At 67.6% G+C, this 17,736-nt stretch carries 17 protein-coding genes; 7 read left to right on the top strand and 10 right to left on the bottom strand.

Annotated features, from left to right (window positions below):
• Window positions 1–32 precede the first annotated feature (32 nt).
• The gene (locus A5752_RS18075; RefSeq protein ID WP_067088274.1) at window positions 33–263 is read left to right on the top strand and encodes a hypothetical protein; all 231 of its coding nucleotides are present in this window, start codon (window positions 33–35) and stop codon (window positions 261–263) included.
• Here A5752_RS18075 and A5752_RS18070 read toward each other — a convergent pair.
• Window positions 260–673 carry an SRPBCC family protein gene (locus tag A5752_RS18070; protein ID WP_067088272.1) on the bottom strand — a complete coding sequence of 138 codons (414 nt, stop codon included), beginning with the start codon at window positions 671–673 and terminating at the stop codon, window positions 260–262. The two genes, A5752_RS18075 and A5752_RS18070, sit on opposite strands and share 4 nt — an antisense overlap.
• 30 nt (window positions 674–703) lie before the next feature.
• On the opposite strand from A5752_RS18070, the gene A5752_RS18065 reads away from it, so the two are divergent.
• Entirely contained in the window at window positions 704–1,387 is a 684-nt protein-coding gene (locus tag A5752_RS18065) for a hypothetical protein (protein WP_156613976.1), read from the top strand.
• Window positions 1,388–1,390: 3 nt separating this feature from the next.
• Here A5752_RS18065 and dnaE read toward each other — a convergent pair whose 3' ends face one another.
• From dnaE to lspA, 5 genes are all read right to left on the bottom strand, one after another.
• Window positions 1,391–4,936 (bottom strand): DNA polymerase III subunit alpha, encoded by a 3,546-nt coding sequence (dnaE, locus tag A5752_RS18060; protein ID WP_067088268.1) that lies wholly within the window; start codon window positions 4,934–4,936, stop codon window positions 1,391–1,393.
• Between the two features lie 89 nt (window positions 4,937–5,025).
• Window positions 5,026–5,685 carry a TetR/AcrR family transcriptional regulator gene (locus tag A5752_RS18055; protein ID WP_067088266.1) on the bottom strand — a complete coding sequence of 220 codons (660 nt, stop codon included), beginning with the start codon at window positions 5,683–5,685 and terminating at the stop codon, window positions 5,026–5,028.
• 31 nt (window positions 5,686–5,716) lie between these two features.
• Window positions 5,717–6,616, bottom strand: coding sequence for an EamA family transporter RarD (gene rarD, locus A5752_RS18050; protein WP_067088263.1), 900 nt, complete (start codon window positions 6,614–6,616; stop codon window positions 5,717–5,719).
• Window positions 6,613–7,542, bottom strand: coding sequence for an RluA family pseudouridine synthase (locus A5752_RS18045; RefSeq protein WP_067088261.1), 930 nt, complete (start codon window positions 7,540–7,542; stop codon window positions 6,613–6,615). The genes rarD and A5752_RS18045 overlap by 4 nt, the downstream gene beginning before the upstream one ends.
• Window positions 7,543–8,094, bottom strand: a complete 552-nt coding sequence (gene lspA, locus A5752_RS18040; RefSeq protein ID WP_156613972.1) for a signal peptidase II — start codon at window positions 8,092–8,094, stop codon at window positions 7,543–7,545.
• A 169-nt stretch (window positions 8,095–8,263) separates the two neighbouring features.
• Between lspA and A5752_RS18035 the strand changes: the two genes are divergently transcribed.
• Complete coding sequence (locus A5752_RS18035; RefSeq protein WP_067088415.1) at window positions 8,264–8,731, top strand: hypothetical protein; 468 nt, start codon at window positions 8,264–8,266, stop codon at window positions 8,729–8,731.
• On the opposite strand, the gene A5752_RS18030 is transcribed toward A5752_RS18035, so the two are convergent.
• A complete protein-coding gene (locus A5752_RS18030) occupies window positions 8,713–10,080 on the bottom strand; it encodes a DNA polymerase IV (protein WP_082963953.1) in 1,368 nt (455 codons plus the stop codon). The genes A5752_RS18035 and A5752_RS18030 overlap by 19 nt on opposite strands.
• Window positions 10,081–10,113: 33 nt before the next feature.
• Between A5752_RS18030 and A5752_RS18025 the strand changes: the two genes are divergently transcribed.
• Complete coding sequence (locus tag A5752_RS18025; RefSeq protein WP_067088259.1) at window positions 10,114–10,347, top strand: RNA-binding S4 domain-containing protein; 234 nt, start codon at window positions 10,114–10,116, stop codon at window positions 10,345–10,347.
• On the top strand, window positions 10,340–11,053 hold the full coding sequence (locus A5752_RS18020; RefSeq protein WP_067088257.1) for a ferritin family protein: 714 nt from the start codon (window positions 10,340–10,342) through the stop codon (window positions 11,051–11,053). Before A5752_RS18025 ends, A5752_RS18020 begins: the two co-directional genes overlap by 8 nt.
• 25 nt (window positions 11,054–11,078) lie before the next feature.
• Here the strand turns inward: A5752_RS18020 and ileS are convergent, their stop codons facing one another.
• Both ileS and A5752_RS18010 read right to left on the bottom strand, forming a co-directional pair.
• Complete coding sequence (gene ileS, locus A5752_RS18015) at window positions 11,079–14,210, bottom strand: isoleucine--tRNA ligase (RefSeq protein ID WP_067088255.1); 3,132 nt, start codon at window positions 14,208–14,210, stop codon at window positions 11,079–11,081.
• Window positions 14,211–14,494: 284 nt separating this feature from the next.
• Entirely contained in the window at window positions 14,495–15,139 is a 645-nt protein-coding gene (locus tag A5752_RS18010; protein WP_067088253.1) for a hypothetical protein, read from the bottom strand.
• Window positions 15,140–15,275: 136 nt separating this feature from the next.
• Between A5752_RS18010 and A5752_RS18005 the strand changes: the two genes are divergently transcribed.
• Both A5752_RS18005 and A5752_RS18000 read left to right on the top strand, forming a co-directional pair.
• Complete coding sequence (locus tag A5752_RS18005) at window positions 15,276–15,647, top strand: DNA-binding protein (protein ID WP_067088251.1); 372 nt, start codon at window positions 15,276–15,278, stop codon at window positions 15,645–15,647.
• Window positions 15,648–15,691: 44 nt separating this feature from the next.
• Complete coding sequence (locus tag A5752_RS18000; protein WP_067088249.1) at window positions 15,692–16,429, top strand: hypothetical protein; 738 nt, start codon at window positions 15,692–15,694, stop codon at window positions 16,427–16,429.
• Window positions 16,430–16,445: 16 nt separating this feature from the next.
• Here the strand turns inward: A5752_RS18000 and lipL are convergent, their stop codons facing one another.
• Complete coding sequence (gene lipL / locus A5752_RS17995; protein ID WP_067088247.1) at window positions 16,446–17,720, bottom strand: esterase/beta-lactamase LipL; 1,275 nt, start codon at window positions 17,718–17,720, stop codon at window positions 16,446–16,448.
• Window positions 17,721–17,736: the final 16 nt, after the last annotated feature.

The following is a 17,736-nucleotide window of genomic DNA, read 5'->3' as shown; positions in this document are numbered from 1 at the left end:
CCGAAAACTCAGTTACGAGCTATCGTGTTCCTATGACCACCGCAGGCAACTTCCGCACCGCAGCCGCACGGGTGACGTGTGATGTGCCGGTCGCCGGTGTGCCGTGGCCCGCGTACAAATTGATCGCCCTCGTGTTGGGCGTCGTGGTCGCGTTGGCGGTGGGGGTCGCGACCGCGACGGCCGCCACGGCGGTGCTCGCCGGCGCCGCGGTGGGAACCGTCACCTGGGTGGCGTTCAGCGCGCTCTGCTCGTCGCGCCTCTAGCCCTCGATCAGCCGTTTCAGCGTCGCCAGATCGGCGGCCACCGCCTCCGCGTCGGCATCGAACTCCTCGTCGGTCATTCCCTCTCGTCGGCGGACGCTGAAGACCACCTCGCAGCGCGGCGCGTCACCGTCGGTCGGCACGCTCCACGGCTGCACCCGCATCGGGTTGTAGACCGCTTCCCCGGTCGACAGGCGTACCACGTGGTCGAGCACGCCGAAGTCGTTGCGCGGCGAGAACTCGACAATCACCTCGCCCATCGGCGAGTCGGCCACCCACCCGCTCGTCGTCTGGCGCAGGCCGCCCTCCGCGAGCCCGGCGGCCCACCGCGGCCATGTCTGCGGGTCCGCGGCGAACTCGTAGACGGCCTCGGGCGGGGCCGCGATCTGAGCGCTGACGTGTCGTGACTCCATACGGCCATCCTGGCGCATCACACTGACGTAATGGAGTCACCGCCGGAACAGCATCACGTACCGCTCTGGCTGCGGCGCGGCGATCCCGAGAGCACCATCCCCGTGCTGATCGCCGTGCTGGCGGTCATGGCGTTGCAGCTGGCGATCCCGAAGGATTACACACTGGTTCCGCGGTGGCCGCTGCTGGTGTCGGAGGGGCTCCTGCTGCTGGCACTGTTGGCGATCAACCCTCGGGTGATGACGCGGCGAACGCGGTTCGGCCGGTACGCCACTTGGGTTTTGCTTGCGGTGATCACGCTCGACAACACGCTGTCGGCGGTCGTGCTGGCCGTTGGCATCGTGAGCGGCGGCGAGAGCAACGACGCGGCGGTGCTGCTCGGCAGCGGCGCGTCGATCATCGTCACCAACGTGATCGTGTTCGGCATCTGGTACTGGGAGCTGGACCGGGGCGGGCCGTTCGCCCGTCGCGCCGGAGAGCGGCCCTATCCCGACTTCCTGTTCCCACAGATGACGACTCCCCATGTGGCCAAACCGGATTGGCGCCCGACCTTCGTCGACTACCTCTACGTCAGTGTGACGAACGTGATGGCGTTCTCCCCCACCGACACCATGCCGCTCGCACGCTGGGCCAAGATGTTGATGACGGTTCAGGCGATCGTCGCGTTGGGCACCGCCGGGCTCGTCGTCGCACGGGCGGTCAATGTCCTGAACTGACCGTCAGCCGCCCAGGCAGCCGGGACCCAGCAGCGCCTTCAAATCGCCCATCAACGCCGACGACGGTGTCACCCGCAGCGACGTGTCGAGTTCGAGCGTGGTGATCCGCTCCCCGCTGATCAACCGCAGATGTACCTGCGATGTGCCGGGATGACGCGCCAGAACCTGCTTCAGCGCGGTCACCTTGTCCACCGTGCACTGCCGCGTCGGCAGGCTGACAGCGAGCGGGCGATCCAGTTGCGCGTTCGAGAAGTCCGGCACGACAAGGTCGTTGGCGATCAGCGAGATGCGGTCGTCGCGGATCGCCACCTTCGCGCCGACCAGCACGACGGCGTCGTCGGCGATCTCGGCGCCGAACGTCGAGTAGGTCTGCGGAAAGAACAGGACTTCGATGCCGCCGGTGAGGTCCTCGAGTTGCGCTGACGCCCAGGGCAACCCGTTTTTGTTGACCCGTCGGTTCACCGACGCGAGGATGCCGCCGACCCGGACCTGGGTGTCGTTGGTGACGTCGCCGTCGAGGATGGCCGGGATCGCGGTGTCGACCTGGGCGGCCAGCAGGTGGGCGATGCCGTTGAGTGGGTGACCGGAGACGTAGAGGCCGAGCATCTCGCGTTCGAGCGCGAGCTTGTGCTTGTCCTCCCACTCCTCGTCGGGCACCTTGATGGTGAACACCGCGTCGGTGGCCGTATCGGCGCCGCCGAACAAGTCGAACTGCCCCATCGCTTCGGCCTTCTTGGTGCCGAGCACGGAATCGACGGCATCGGTGTGGATCAGGAACAGTCCCTTGCGCGGGTGCCCCAGCGAGTCGAATGCGCCGGCCTTGATCAGCGACTCGGTGACCTTCTTGTTGCAGGGTCCGATCTCGATCTTGTTCAGGTAGTCGGAGAAGTCGATGAACTTCCCCTTCTCGGTGCGCGTATTGATCACCGAGGCAACGACATTGGCGCCGACGTTGCGCACCGCGCCCAGTCCGTAGCGGATGTCCTCGCCTACCGAGGCGAAGTTCAGGTGCGACTCGTTGACGTCGGGCGGAAGCACCGTGATGCCGAGCCTGCGGCAGTCGGCCAGGTACACCGCGGCCTTGTCCTTGTCGTCGCCCACCGAGGTGAGCAGCCCCGCCATGTATTCGGCCGGGTAGTTGGCCTTGAGGTAGGCCGTCCAGTACGAGACCAGGCCGTAGCCGGCGGCGTGCGACTTGTTGAAGGCGTAGTCGGCGAACGGCAGCACCGTGTCCCACAGCGCTTTGATGGCGGCGCCGGAGAAGCCGTTGGCCTTCATACCCTCGGAGAAGCCCTCGAACTCCTTCTCGAGGACTTCGCGCTTCTTCTTGCCCATGGCCTTGCGCAGAATGTCTGCTCGGGCCAGCGAGTAACCGGCCACCTTCTGCGCGATGCGCATGATCTGCTCTTGGTAGACGATCAGGCCGTAGGTCTCGGCGAGGATCTCGCGCAGGGGTTCCTCGAGTTCCGGGTGGATCGGCTTGATGGCCTGCCGGCCGTTCTTGCGGTCGGCGTAGTCGTTGTGGGCGTTCATGCCCATCGGGCCGGGCCGGTACAGCGCGATCACCGCGACGACGTCCTCGAAGCCGGTGGGCTGCATGCGCCGCAGCAGGTCGCGCATCGGCCCGCCGTCGAGCTGGAACACGCCGAGCGTGTCGCCGCGGCCCAGCAGCTCGTAGGTCGGTTTGTCGTCGAGCGGAACGGATTCCAGGTCGAGCTCGATACCGCGGTTGGCCCGGATGTTCTCCAGCGCGTCACCGATGATCGTCAGGTTGCGCAGCCCGAGGAAGTCCATCTTCAACAGGCCGATGGCCTCGCACGACGGGTAGTCCCAGCCGGTGATCACCGCGCCGTCCTGAGGACGTTTCCACAGCGGAATCGCGTCGATCAGCGGCTCGGAGCTCATGATCACCGCACAGGCGTGCACGCCGGCGTTGCGCACCAGCCCCTCGAGCCCGCGCGCGGTCTCGTAGATGGTGCGCACATCGGGATCGGTGTCGATCAAGCCGCGGACCTCGGCGGCCTCCTTGTACCGCTCATGGTTGGGATCGGTGATCCCCGACAGCGGGATGTCCTTCGCCATGATCGGCGGAGGCAGCGCCTTGGTGATCCGGTCGGCGATGGCAAAGCCCGGCTGGCCGTAGTGCACACGCGCCGAATCCTTCAGCGCCGCCTTGGTTTTGATGGTACCGAAGGTGATCACCTGGGCCACCCGGTCACTGCCCCACTTGTTGGCGGCGTAGCGGAGCATCTCACCGCGGCGACGATCGTCGAAGTCAATGTCGATATCGGGCATCGACACACGCTCGGGGTTGAGAAACCGCTCGAACAGCAGCCCGTACGGGATGGGGTCGATGTTCGTGATACCCAGCGCGTAGGCGACCAGCGAGCCGGCGGCCGACCCGCGGCCGGGCCCGACCCGGATGTCGACCGACCGCGCGTAGTTGATGAGGTCGGCGACGATCAGGAAGTACGACGGGTAGCCCTTGTCGCAGATGACCTTGATCTCGTAGTCGGCGCGGTCGAGGTACTCCTGCGGCACCTCGCTCGACGGGAAGCGCCGGTTGAGCCCCTCGTGAACCTCATGACGCAGCCAGGTTTCCGGGGTGTGGCCCTCGGGGACCGGGAACACCGGCATCCGGTCGCGCACCGTCCACACGTCCTCGTAGGAGGTCACCCGCTCGGCGATCAGCAGCGTCGAGTCGCATGCGCCGGGCACCTGGCCGTCCCACAGCGCGCGCATCTCCGCGGCGGTCTTGAGGTAGTAACCGTCACCGTCGAACTTGAAGCGGTTCGGATCCGACAGCGTCTTGCCGGTCTGGATGCACAGCAGTGCTTCGTGGTTCTGGGAGGCGTCGCGGGTGACGTAGTGGCAGTCGTTGGTGGCCAGCGGCGGGATGTTGAGCTTGCGCCCGATGTCGAGCAGGCCCTCGCGCACGCGGCGTTCGATGTCGAGGCCGTGATCCATCAGCTCGAGGAAGAAGTTGTCCGGCCCAAAGATCTCCCGCCACTTGGCGGCTGCAGCAACGGCTTCGTCATAGTGACCGAGCCGCAGCCGGGTCTGCACCTCGCCCGAGGGGCAGCCGGTGGTGGCGATGATGCCCTCGGCGTGTTCGGCGATCAGCTCGGCGTCCATGCGCGACCACTTGCCGAGCTGGCCCTCGAACGATGCCAACGACGACAGCTTGAACAGGTTGCGCAGCCCGGTCGCGTTCTCGGCGACCATCGTCATGTGGGTGTAGGACCCGCTGCCGGATACGTCGTCACCCTTCTGGCTCGGATCGCCCCATAGCACGCGCTTGGTCTCAAAGCGCGACGCCGGCGCGATGTAGGCCTCGACACCGATGATCGGCTTGATCCCGGCATCGGTGGCGGCGTTGTAGAACTCGCTGGCGCCGAACATGTTTCCGTGGTCGGTCATCCCGATCGCGGGCATCTCGAGCCGCTGAGCCTCGGCGAGCATCGGCTTGACCTTCGCGGCGCCGTCCAGCATCGAGTACTCGGTGTGGTTGTGCAGGTGCACGAACGAACGCGAATCCGAAAGGCTCATAGGGAGGCCAGTCTATGACCGCACTCCGACACTTCCCGGCGTGTCGCAGAAGCGTGTCTCCGAGCCGCGCGGGGAAATTCGCAGGCGCCCTAGACGGGCAGCCCCTGCGGTGATCCGAGCAAGCCCCGCCGCAACAGCCGGTTGAGTTGCTTGGCAACCGCGATCGCCGGTTCCGATCCGTGTACGAACCGCCCGAAGAACCCCATTCCCCAGAACATCGCCGAGAGCATGTTGACCACCGCGGCGGCATCCGCGTCGGCGGGGATCTCGCCGCGGCGGATCGCCCCGTCGACCATCCACACATAGAAGTCGGCCACCGCCTCGGCGACCGGCGTGACGCTGCCCCGCAGCCCGGGATGCCGGTGCAGTTCGAGACGCGAGGCGATGACGAACCGCATCATCGAGCCGTCCGAAGGGTCCAGCTCTCCCGCCGCCGCGAAAAAGGCCGTCAGCTGCTCCATCAAGGTGTCTCGGTGCTTCCCGGCCGCGATCGAGGCCGAGACCATCGCGAACGCCTCGCGCTGAAGGCTCTCGTAGAGGTCTTCCTTGGTGGCGAAGTAGTAGTGCATGGTCGGCCTGCTGATCCCGGCGCGCACCGCGATGGCCTTGAACGTCGCCGCTTCGTACCCGCGCTCGTTGATCACCGCGCGGGCCGCACGCAGAATGCCCGCCCGCGTCTCGGCCGAGTCCGATCCGGCGGGGCGCCCCCGCCCTCGGGCGACTGGAGCCAACCCGGGTTCGTCAGCCACGAGCAAACGCTATGACATTGCTAGACCAAGGTCAACCAGAAGGCTCGCAAAGTTCTCGCTCGGCACGGGACCGGCGAATGGCGTCGGCGCTGAAGACGAGCAGCGCCACCCAGATCAGTGCGAAACCCAGCCAGCGGGCCGGGGGCATCGGCTCTTTGCCGATGAGCACGCCCCAGCTCATCTGCATCACCGGGGTCATGTAGAAAAGCAAGCCCATCGTCACCAGCGGCAATCGCTGTGCGGCCGCGGCGAACAGCAGGAGCGGCACGGCCGTCACCAGCCCGGACAGCACCATCAGCGCGACGTGGTCGCCGCCGTAACCGGTGAAGGTGCCGTAACCGGTGCTCTGCAGGACAGCGATGTAGGCGAGCGCGAACGGCGTGGCGATGCCCGCCTCCACCCCGACGCTGACCCGCGGATCGGTCGAGACCGCCTTCTTCACCGCGCCGTAGAGACCGAAGGACAGCGCCAGGCCGAGGCCGATGTACGGCGGCGCGCCCACTTCTACGGTCAGCACCACCACGCCGATGAGCGCGACGGCCAACGCGGCGAACTGCGCCCGGTTGAGTCTCTCCCGGTACACGATCAACCCCAGCGCGACGACCACCAGCGGGTTGATGAAGTAGCCGAGGGCCGCATCGACCACATGCCCGTTGTTGACGGCATAGACATAGATTCCCCAATTGATGGAGATCAGCGCCGACGCGGCGGCGAGTAACAGCCAGGTGCGCGCGGTCATCTTCTTGAGGTCGCCGAGCCTGCGCACGGCGGCGACCACGACGACCATCAGCAGGAAGTTCCACACGATGCGGTGTGCCAGCACCTCGACGGCCGATGCCGGCTTCAGCAGCGGGAAGAAGGCGGGGAACGTCCCCCAACACGCATAGGCTCCGACGCCGAACAGCAGGCCGGGTCTGCGTGTGTCGCTCACAGTTCGTGATTGCGCAGTGCGTCGAGGGCGTGTTGCAGGTCAGCCGGGTAGGGGCTGGTGATCTCGATGCGACGCCCGTCGGCGGGATGGGCGAACGCCAGCGAGCGCGCGTGCAACCACTGCCGTTCCAGCTCGAGCCGCTTGGCCAGCGTCGGATCGGCTCCGTAGGTGAGGTCGCCGACGCACGGGTGGTGCAGCGCGGCGAAATGCACCCGAATCTGGTGTGTACGACCGGTTTCCAGCTCGATGTCGAGCAGGCTCGCCGCGCGGTGCGCCTCGAGGGTGTCGTAGTGGGTCACGCTGTGCCTGCCGTTCTCGGTGACCGCGAACTTCCAGTCGTGTCCGCGGTGACGCCCGATGGGTGCGTCGATCGTTCCGCTCGACGGATCGGGATGGCCCTGCACCAGCGCGTGGTAGCGCTTCTCGACGGTGCGTTGTTTGAAGGCCCGCTTGAGGACCGTGTACGCGCGCTCCGACAGCGCGACGACCATCACGCCCGAGGTGCCCACGTCGAGGCGGTGCACGATGCCCTGGCGTTCGTGGATGCCCGAGGTGCTGATCCGGAAGCCCGCCGCGGCCAGGCCGCCGAGCACCGTCGGACCCGACCAGCCGACCGTGGCGTGGGCGGCGACCCCCGGCGGCTTGTCCACCGCGACGATGTCTTCGTCGGAGTACAGGATCGCCATACCGTCTATGTCGACGGGTGTGTTCTCAACCGGCGCAGGCGCTTCGGGCAACCGCACGTCCAACCAGGCGCCCGCGACCAGCTTGTCCGACTTGCCGGCCCGGATGCCGTCGATCTCGACACCGCCCTCCTCGGCCAACGACGCGGCGGCCGTGCGCGACAAGCCGAGCAGACGTGCGAGACCCGCGTCGACACGCATTCCCGCCAGGCCCTCGGGGATGGGAAGGGACCGATCGGCCATCTATTCGTCCTCGGCGGCCTTCCGCCGCCCGACGGTGTCGTAGTCGAACCCGAACAACGACAACGCCACCAGCAGGATCGCCCCGCCGACCACGCACGGGTCGGCGACGTTGAACACCGGCCACCACCCGATCGACAGGAAGTCGACGACGTGGCCCTGAAGCGGTCCGGGCGAACGGAAGAAGCGGTCGATGAGGTTGCCGAGCGCGCCCCCGAGGATCATGCCCAACCCCACGGCCCACCACGGCGACACCAGCCGACGACCCATCCACACGATGCCGATGACGACGCCGGTGGCGATCAGCGTGAGCACCCAGGTGTAGCCGGTGGCCATCGAGAACGCGGCACCCGAGTTGCGCACCAGGGTCCAGGTCACCGTGTCGCCGATGATCGACACCGGCTGGCCCGGGGTGAGCAGCTTGACCGCGAGAACCTTGGTGACGACGTCGGTGACCAGCACCGCGGCGGCGATGCCGAGCAGCAGCGGCAGCCGTCGCCTGGGCGGCGCCACCTTTTCGGTCGTCTCGTCGGCCACGTCCGGGTCGTCAGTCACTGCACCATCATCCCAAAACACCGATGCGGAAGAATTCCGCACCATGGGTCGCCTCGTCGTCGTCACCACCGGCGGCACGATCACCAGCGCTGCCGGCCCCGATTGCGTCAAGCGTCCCGCCCGCTGGGGTTGACGCGCGTGGCAACGTGGACGCGTGCACTTCGAGAACATGATTCGCCGAGGCGCCACGATGACCGCGGTCCTGGCCCTGGCCCTGTCCGCCGAGGCGGTGGCGGCTGCCGAGCCGCCGCCGGGAGCCGACGAGATCGACGGCTACCCCGTCGCGCAAGGCTTCTACCGGCCCGGACCGCCGCCCAACTACCACGTGTTCTTCCGAACACCGGACGGCGTGTTCTGCGGCATCGGGCCCAACGGCGGACCGATCGGATGTGACTGGGTTCCGATGGACGCCCCGCCCGGAACCAACCAGACCTTTTTGACCAGCGGCGGCCCGGCCGAGTACCGACACTCCCCCACGCCGACGTTCACCCGCGAGGGCGTCGACGTGCTACCCGCCGGCTATCGGCTCGAAAATTGGGGCGCCAGTTGCGGTGTCGGACACCAGGGCACCGTGACCTGTAAGACGTACGGCGATCACGGGTTCACGATCTCGGCCGTTTACGGAGAGCTCTGGTAGCGCGCCAGCTCGGCGACGTAGTCCGGCCAGTCGAGCGAATCGACCGGATTGGCCCGCTCGATACCAGGCGTGTCGACCGGGAAGGTGCGCGCCTGCCCCGGCCCGCTGGTGCGTGTCTCGAACCGCACCGTCATCACGCCGTGGCCTGCCCCCTGGATCCAGCCGTGTCCGAAGTCCGGATGGGTGACGTCGTCGCCGATGCGCCACGCGGGCGCAGTGGCGGCGAGATCCGAGACGGTCGGCGGCAGCCCCGCATGCGTCACGTCGTCATCCGACGCGAGCTCCAGGTCCGGGAACAACGACTCCTGCCGGACATCCGATAGTCCTGAGAATCCAACGCCGAGAAGGCGAATCGGGCCGACCTCGACGGGGTCGAGCAGGAGTCGGCGTGCGGTCGCGATCAACGTGGCGGCGTCGGTGGTGGCATACGGCAGCGTCGCCGAGCGCGTGAGCGTGCTCATGTCGGACTTCTTCAGCTTCACGGTGACGGTACGCGCGCCGCGGCCGTCCTTCTCCAGACGGCGGTGGGCGTGTTCGCCGATGGGGCCCATCGCCTCGCGCAGCTGCTCGAGGGTGGTCAGATCCTCGGGGAACGTGGACTCGGCGCTGATCTGTTTTGCGGGCGCGTTCTCGGCCACCGGCCGGTCGTCGATGCCGCGGGCGAGCCGGTGCAGCGCCGGGCCCACGGTGCCGCCGAGGATGTCGGCCGCCTCAGCCTCGCTCAACGCGGCGAAGGCGCCGATTGTCTCGATGCCGAGCCGGTGCAGCTTCTCCCCGGCGACGGGTCCGATCCCCCACAGCCGGCGCACCGGCAGGCCGTCGAGCAGCGCGCGTTCCTCATCGCGGCTGACCACTCGCATCCCGTCGGGTTTCGCCAGATTGGAGGCGATCTTGGCGGTCTGCTTGCCCGAGCCCGCACCGATCGACGCGACGAGCCCCGTCACCTCCAGCACCCGCGCCCGCAGCGTCCGGCAGAATTCCTCGACCTCACCTGCCGATGCGCCCGCGAGCTCGGCCGGCTCGCCGAAAGCCTCGTCGTAGGAAAGCTGCTCGAGCACGGGCACCATCGACCGCACGGTCTCGAACACCCGCCTGCTGGCCACGCCGTACACGACGCCGCGCGGCGGCAGGACCACCGCGGCGGCGCCCACCAACCGGCGGGCCTGATGCATCGGCATCGCCGACTTCGCGCCGTACACCCGCGACTCGTAGCTCGCCCCCGCCACCACACCGCGGCCGCCCAGCCCGCCGACCAGCACCGGGCGCCCCCGCAACGTGGGACGGGTCAGCTGCTCGACCGACGCGAAGAAGGCGTCCATGTCGAGGTGCAGAACCCAGCGAGCGTCCACAGCTGCCGATGCTAAGGCGCTAGCCTGACCTGCATGACGGAGCCGGGCACCGAACCCCTCGATGTCCCGATCCGGGATGCCTCGATCCGGCTGGGCCAGTTCCTCAAGCTGGCCGGGCTGATCGACTCGGGGGCCGACGCCAAAACGGTGATCGCCGACGGGCTGGTCACCGTCAACGGCGAGGTCGAACACCGGCGTGGCAGGCAGCTGCATTCCGCCGATGTGGTGGTGTTCGCCGGCCGGGGCGCCCGGGTCGCCGATGGGTGAATTCGCGCCGTGGATCAACCATTTCGAACGAAACGGCACGGTTCACGCCCGCGCGGACGCCGCCATCGACTTCGGCGCGCGGTGCGAGCTGCCCGACGCCGTGCGCGTCCCGCTGATCGAATCGGTGCGCCGATTCCAACTCGGTGAGAGCGGCGACGGGGGTCAGCTCCTGCGCAAAGCCGAGGATGCCGGCGATCACGACTACACCCGCGCCGCACGGCTTTTCGTCGCCGAGGAACAGCAACACGCCGCATTGCTGCTGCGCCTCCTCGGCTATCTCGACGGCGAGCCCATGCAACGGCACTGGTCGGACGCCGTGTTCGTGCGGCTGCGCAGGCTGATGGGGTTGCGCACCGAACTGATGGTGCTGACCGTGGCCGAGGTCGTCGCGCTGTCCTACTACGGCGGGCTGGCCAGGGCCTGCCCCGATCCCGTCACCCGGGCGGTTGCCGCGCGCATCGTCGCCGACGAACACGAGCACGTGCGGTTCCAGGAACACCGCCTGCGGGCGGGTTTCGCCGGGGCGGGCGTCGCACTGCGCGTGCTCGCGCGCGGGCTGTGGTGGCTCACCGCGATCGGGGCGACGCTCGTCGTCTCCTCCGATCACGGGCCCTTGTTGGACGCGATCGGATACCGGCGGCACCGCTTCGTCGCCGATGTGTTCGCCGACTTCACCCAGACCGTGCGCGCGGTGTTCAGGCCGTGACTGTTCGCTAGGCCGTGACTGTCGGCTAGGCCTTGGCGATCGCGACCTTCACACCGTCGCCGATCTCGTTGCCGTCGGCCGGATCGCCGAAATCGAAACTGGTCGCCAGGATTTCGCGTGCGATCAGATCGCGGTGGGTCCGGGCCCACGCCTGCCGTTCCTGCGGCACCGAGATCACCACGCTGATCCGATCGGACACGTCGAGACCCGTCGACTTGCGCAGGTCCTGCAGTTCGCGGATGCGGTCCTTGGCCCAGCCCTCGGCCTCCAACTCCTCGGTCACCGTGCCGTCGAGCACCACCAGACCGGCTCCGTCGGACAGCGCGGCGGTGTATTCGGGATCGGCCGCGACCAGCCGCGAGCTGTACTCCTCGGGCTGCAACACTGCCGGTCCCGCCGTAAGCGTTCCGTCGGCGTTGACGACGGCCTGCCCCGCCTTCACGGCCTTGATGGCCGCCTGCACGTCCTTGCCCAGCCGGGGACCCGCGACGCGGGCGTTGACCGTCAGCTCGAACCGTCCGTAGGTGTCGATGTCGTCGGTGAGCTCGACGGCCTTGACGTTGAGCTCGTCGGCGATGAGGTCGGTGAACGGCTCCAGTCGTTGCGGGTTGTCCACGGCCACCGTCAGTTTCGGCAGCGGCAGCCGCACCCGCAGCTTCTTGGCCTTGCGCAGCGACGAGCCTGTCGACGCCACCTCGCGCACCAGGTCCATCGTCTCGACCAGCTCGGCATCGGCCGGCAGCAGCCCCGCCTCCGGCCAGTCGGTCAGGTGCACCGAACGTTCACCGGTCAGGTCGCGCCAGATCCGCTCGGTCACGAGCGGCAACAGCGGGGCGGCCAGCCGGGCGGTCACCTCGAGCACGGTGTGCAGGGTGTCGATCGCGTCGGGTTCCTCCTCCCAGAACCGCGAACGGGACCGTCGCACATACCAGTTCGTCAATGCCTCGGTGAACTGCCGCAGCTGGTCACAGGCGCCCGAAATGTCGCAGACGTCGAGCGAGGCGGTGAGTTCGTCGCGCAGCACGGCGAGCTTGGCCAAGATGTAGCGGTCCAGCACATGCTCGGAGTCGGTGCGCCAGGTGCCCTTCTTCGGCGCGTACAGCGCGAGGAAGGTGTAGGCGTTCCACAGCGGCAGCAGCACGTGACGGACGCCTTCGCGGATGCCCTGTTCGGTGACGATCAGGTTGCCGCCGCGCAGGATCGGCGAGGCCATCAGGAACCAGCGCATGGCGTCGGAGCCGTCGCGGTCGAAGACCTCGGTCACATCCGGATAGTTGCGCAGCGACTTGCTCATCTTCTGGCCGTCGTTGCCGAGCACGATCCCGTGTGCCACACAGGTTTTGAACGCGGGCTTGTCGAACAGCGCGGTGGCCAGGATGTGCAGGGTGTAGAACCAGCCGCGGGTCTGGCCGATGTACTCGACGATGAAGTCGCCGGGGAAGTGTGCCTCGTCGGCGTCCGCCCCGCCCGTGAACCACTCGGCGTTCTCGAACGGGTAGTGCACCTGCGCGTAGGGCATCGAGCCAGAGTCAAACCAGACGTCGAACACGTCCTCGATGCGCCGCATCGTCGACTTGCCCGTCGGATCGTCGGGATTGGGCCGGGTGAGCTCGTCGATATAGGGCCGGTGCAGATCGGTCGGGCGCACGCCGAAGTCGCGCTCGAGCTCGTCGAGGCTGCCGTAGACGTCGATGCGCGGATAGGCCGGATCGTCGGACTTCCACACCGGAATGGGCGTGCCCCAGTAGCGATTTCGCGAGATCGACCAGTCGCGGGCGCCGGCCAGCCACTTGCCGAACTGGCCGTCCTTCACGTGCTCGGGATACCAGGTGATCTGCTGGTTGAGCTCCACCATGCGGTCGCGGAACTCAGTGACCTTGATGAACCACGACGACACGGCGCGATAGATCAGCGGGTTGCGGCACCGCCAGCAGTGTGGATAGGAGTGCTCGTAGGTCTCGTGCCGCACGAGCACCGCGCCGTGGGCCGCCGCCGGTCCGGACTGGTTCTTCAAGTCGCGGATGATCTGCGGGTTGGCGTCGAAGACGTGCTGGCCGGCGTAGTCGGGCACGGTGGCGTCGAAGCGGCCGCGCGGATCGACCGGCGTCACCGCCTCGATGCCCGCGGCCTGCGCGGTGAGCATGTCGTCTTCGCCGTAGGCCGGCGACATGTGCACGATGCCGGTGCCGTCCTCGGTGCTGACGAAGTCGGCGGGCAGCACCCGGAACGATCGGGGTGCGTCGGCGAAGTACGGGAACGGCGGCAGGTAGCGGGTCTCGAGAAGGTCGCGACCGGTGTAGGTGGCCAGCACCTCCGGCTCCTCACCCAGCTCGCGCGCGTACGCCGAAACCCGGGCCTCGGCCAGCACATAACGCCTGCCGTCGGCCGCCTGCACCTGGACGTACGTGACGTCGGGGTGCACCGCGACCGCCTGGTTGGACGGCAGGGTCCACGGGGTCGTGGTCCAGATCAACAGATAAGCGCCGTCGAGCTGACCGCCGTCGACCCGAAAGCCGACGGTGATCGCCGGATCCTGCCGGCTCTGGTAGACGTCGTCGTCCATTCGTAGCTCGTGGCTGGACAACGGGGTCTCGTCGTTCCAGCAGTACGGCAGCACGCGGTTGCCCTCGTAGGCAAGGCCCTTGTCCCACAACTGTTTGAAGGCCCAGATCACCGATTCCATGAACTCGGGCTCGAGGGTCTTGTAGTCGTTGTCGAAGTCCACCCAGCGGGCCTGCCGGGTCACGTAGGCACGCCACTCGTTGGTGTACTTGAGCACCGAGGCGCGGCACGCATCGTTGAACTTCTCGATGCCCATCTCCTCGATCTGCGCCTTGTCGGTGATGCCGAGTTGACGCTGCACCTCGAGTTCGGCGGGCAGCCCGTGGGTGTCCCAGCCGAACCGGCGCTCCACCTTGTAACCCCGCATGGTGCGATACCGCGGAACGATGTCCTTGACGTATCCGGTCAGCAGGTGCCCGTAGTGCGGCAGGCCGTTCGCGAACGGCGGGCCGTCGTAAAAGACGTACTCGGGGGCGTCGGCGCGGCGGGCGATGCTGGCGCGGAAGGTGTCGTCGCGGTCCCAGTAGTCGAGGACCTCGGCTTCCAGCGCGGGGAACTTGGGCGCCCCGGCGGACGGCTTCGGGTAGGCGGTCATAGCTCCTGTGCCTCATGACGGCCTCCTCGCCGGAGGCCGCGGTGTTCGTTCAAGGCACGGGGACGACGGCCACGCTGGTGCGCGAGCGCCGCGGTACCACCCCGCTTGCGCACGGCTACCCAAGGAGACGCGCGCCGCTCAGTTAGGGCGCTGACGGGCCCACCCGTTCGGTTCTACTGAGCCCGCACCGACCGAAATCAGACGGTGGCGGGCTGTTCTTCCGAAGGCTCCCCGGTGATGGCCGGATCCAAGCCGTTGCGGTCAATCTTACCGCTTGCAGAACGTCAGGCCGGAGGCAGCGCGTCCGAGGTCATCTCGACGAGCGAGAATGCGAACTGTTCGGCCAGCTCCTCGATCGTGTAGGCCGCGAACCGGCTGGTGTCGTACCACCAGTCGATCCGCACGTCGCCGCCGGCGCGGTAGACCCGCACCTCGAGCGCGTGGCCGAGACCCGGCGGGGTCTCCTGCACCGGCACGGTCTCGGCGGGCAGTTCGCCGATGTAGTTGAAGTAAACCTCCGGCGACGCGGCTTCGTCGCGTTCGGAGGCCGCGGCCAGCGTGTGATGCACGGCGGCCAGCACCTCGGTGGCGCTGGCGCGCTGCGCCGTCACGCACACGAGCGGAACAGCGTCGAGCAGGGCGCCGCGCTCGCTGGCGATGTCGACCGGGACGAGGCCTTCGCCGAGCGTGCGGGCGATCGTCCTGCTGAGGGCGGCCACCAGGATCTCGTCGGCGGCCAGGCCGAGCGATTCGGTGGCGCCGTCGAGTTCTGCGGTCAGCTCATCGTTCGCGGGTGTGGACACTTTCGCCATGCTGGCGGAGGCACCGGCGTCCGCAGCGTCGTAGTCCGTGATGCGGACCGTTGCCATAGCAAACTCGCCGAGCGGGCGCAGAACCTCTGTCGGCGAAGCCACGTAGGGAGCAACCATGGGACCAAAGATAGCCCACGTGTCCCAAAAATGGGAGACACCTCCCAAAACTGTGACGCCAGTGTCAATTTAGGCAAACTCGTCCAGTTTGCGGACCGCACTGCCCAAACCCGGGACGTTGGTTTACAGTGGGTAGGTGCCCCGGACAGACGAGAACGGCAGACAACTCAAGGCGCTGCTCGACTACCTGCTCGACGGGGACATCGAAGCCAAGGACATCTACGACGCGCTGGGCACGTCCAGCAGCACGTATTACCGCCGCATCAAAGAGCCCGACTATCCAGACGCCGAGGAGCTGCGGCGGGTCGCCGACCGGTTCGGTCTGAACTATCCCGACCTGCAGATCAGGTTCGGTTTGATGACCAGGCAAGAAGTCCTGAGCTACGTCGAATACCTCGAACGCACAGGCGGATCCGGGCAGATCGCCGTGCGGGAAACGACCAAGGCGCGCACCCGGATTCCGAGACTCTCCGAACTGCGGCCGCGGAGTGACGCTCCGCCCCTTTAGCCGTACACTTTGCTGAGTACCACGGCGGCTCGAAGGCAATCCTCATGGCTTTGGCGACACTCATCGCGATAACGCTTTGCTGTATCGCGTGGAGCTTGTGGATTCGCCGCGTCACCTGGTCCTCCCGGTGGGAGGTGGCGGCCACCCTCAACATCGCCCTGCAGGGCATGGCGGTCCTGCTGATGTCGCCGTGGGCGTCCGAAACGCTCGGGGTCGCGCTGCACGCGCTGACCGGGAAATGGAACCTCGAGGACTTCATCGGCCACGACTGCTACATCGTCGCCGCGTCGGCCGTCGTCTACAACGCCCTGGGCCGGCTGCAGGACGACCACCTGCTCCAGCGGTCGTTCAAGCAGTACGTGGAGATACCCGCGACGCTGTGTATTCCGCTGCTGCTCGCCACGTTCTCCCTGGGCAACGGTGCACGGATCTTCAAGCCGGACTTCTTCCAGGTGCCGACGGACTTCTGGCTGAACATGTACTGGCTCATCCTGTGCGGCATCCTGATCTATCTGCTCGGCTACGGCTGCCGGGCCCTGCTGGTGCTGCGCAGGGATCCGCGGTCGCGCAAGATCGCCAACGTCTACCTGATCTCGTCGGCCGCGGGCATCGCCGCGTGCGTGGTGCGCCTGCTGACGGCCTACATCCCGGCGCTGCAGCAGCACGACGGCGGCACCACGATGGTCTGGGTCTTCGCCTGCATGTGCGGCGCGGGATTCGCGCTGACCTCGGCCGAGTCCTGGCGCCAGAAGACCAGGTGGTTCAGCAGCGCGTCCCAGTGATTACCTGTATCGACCGCTACCCCGCGACGGGCCTGGACACTCCGCAGAAAGGCGCGCCCAGATCGGGCACCGTCTGATAACCGCGCCTGCGCGCCCGCGCCGCATCGCGCCGGATCAAGACGCCGAGCCCGGCGAACGTCGCCTGGTCCAGCACCATCCGCGTCAACAGCCGGTTGTGAACGAAGCCGAACGCCAGCCCGCTGCTCGGGTCGGCCCATCCGACCGACCCGGCGAGCCCGGCGTGGCCGAAGCCGGGCATCAATCCCGGCGGCACTGGCAGCGAGTGGTATCCGAGGTTGAAGCTCAGCGGCATGACGATGTTACGGTCCGGCCAATAGCTCGGCCGCCCGGTCAGCATCGCGACCCGCTCCTCGGAGAGGAACTGCTTGCCCTCGATGCGGCCGCCGTTGGCGATCGCGCCGTACAGCTTGGCCAGGCTCCTGGCGGTCGCGACGCCGTTGGCCGCCGGGATCTCGGCGTCCAAGAACGGGGTGTCACCCTGGACCACCGACTTCATGCCGGGGAAGTACATCGAGCCGAAGATGCCGGAGACCCCGAGCGCCGCGACGCGCGGGGCGACGAAGTTGAAGACGGGGTTGGCCATCGCGCCCTGCGGCGCGAGGATCTGCGCGGCGCGGGTCGGCGCGTCGACCGGCGGCCGGCCCAGGTGCAGGCCGTCGGTGTCGAGCGGCTCCGCCAACTCCTCGCGGATGAGATCGCGCATGCCCTTACCGGTGACCGCGCGGCCCAGCCCGGACATCAGCCAGCCGTAGGTCAGCGCGTGATAGGCCTGATGGCCGAACAGCAGCTTGTTGACGGACGCGTCCGCCACCCGCTGCTCCATGGCGCGGTGATCGAGCAGTTCGGCCTTGGTGCACCCGTTGAGGTGTGACAGGCCGGCCCGGTGCTGCATCAGCTCGCGCACCGTGATGGCGGCCTTGCCCTTCACGCCGAACTCGGGCCAGTATTCGGCGACCGGGGTGTCGTAGTCGATCAGGCCGCGGTCGGCGAGGCGGTGGATGACGGTCGACGCCAGCCCCTTGGTGACCGAGAAGACCATCGCGCCGGTGTCGGCGTTCCAAAATTGGGTGCCGCGGCGGTCCGAGTAGCCGGTCCACACGTCGACGACCGGCTCACCGTGAAGGTAGATCGACAGCGCGCCGCCGCCGTACCGGCGACCGGGGAACAATCGCGAGAAAGCCCGCAAGCTGCACGCGAAGTTGGAATCCGCCGCGCCCTGGACACCGTGCGGAAGCGCGACGCTGCGCTCCCGGTAGTTGACACCCGTCACAATTTATTTAATTTAC

It is taken from the genome of Mycobacterium sp. 852002-51961_SCH5331710 (genome assembly GCF_001665535.1).
In the GTDB taxonomy this organism is placed as follows: domain Bacteria; phylum Actinomycetota; class Actinomycetes; order Mycobacteriales; family Mycobacteriaceae; genus Mycobacterium.
The sequence above is the reverse complement of the archived record's forward strand: the minus strand, read 5'-3'. Positions and strand labels throughout refer to the sequence as shown.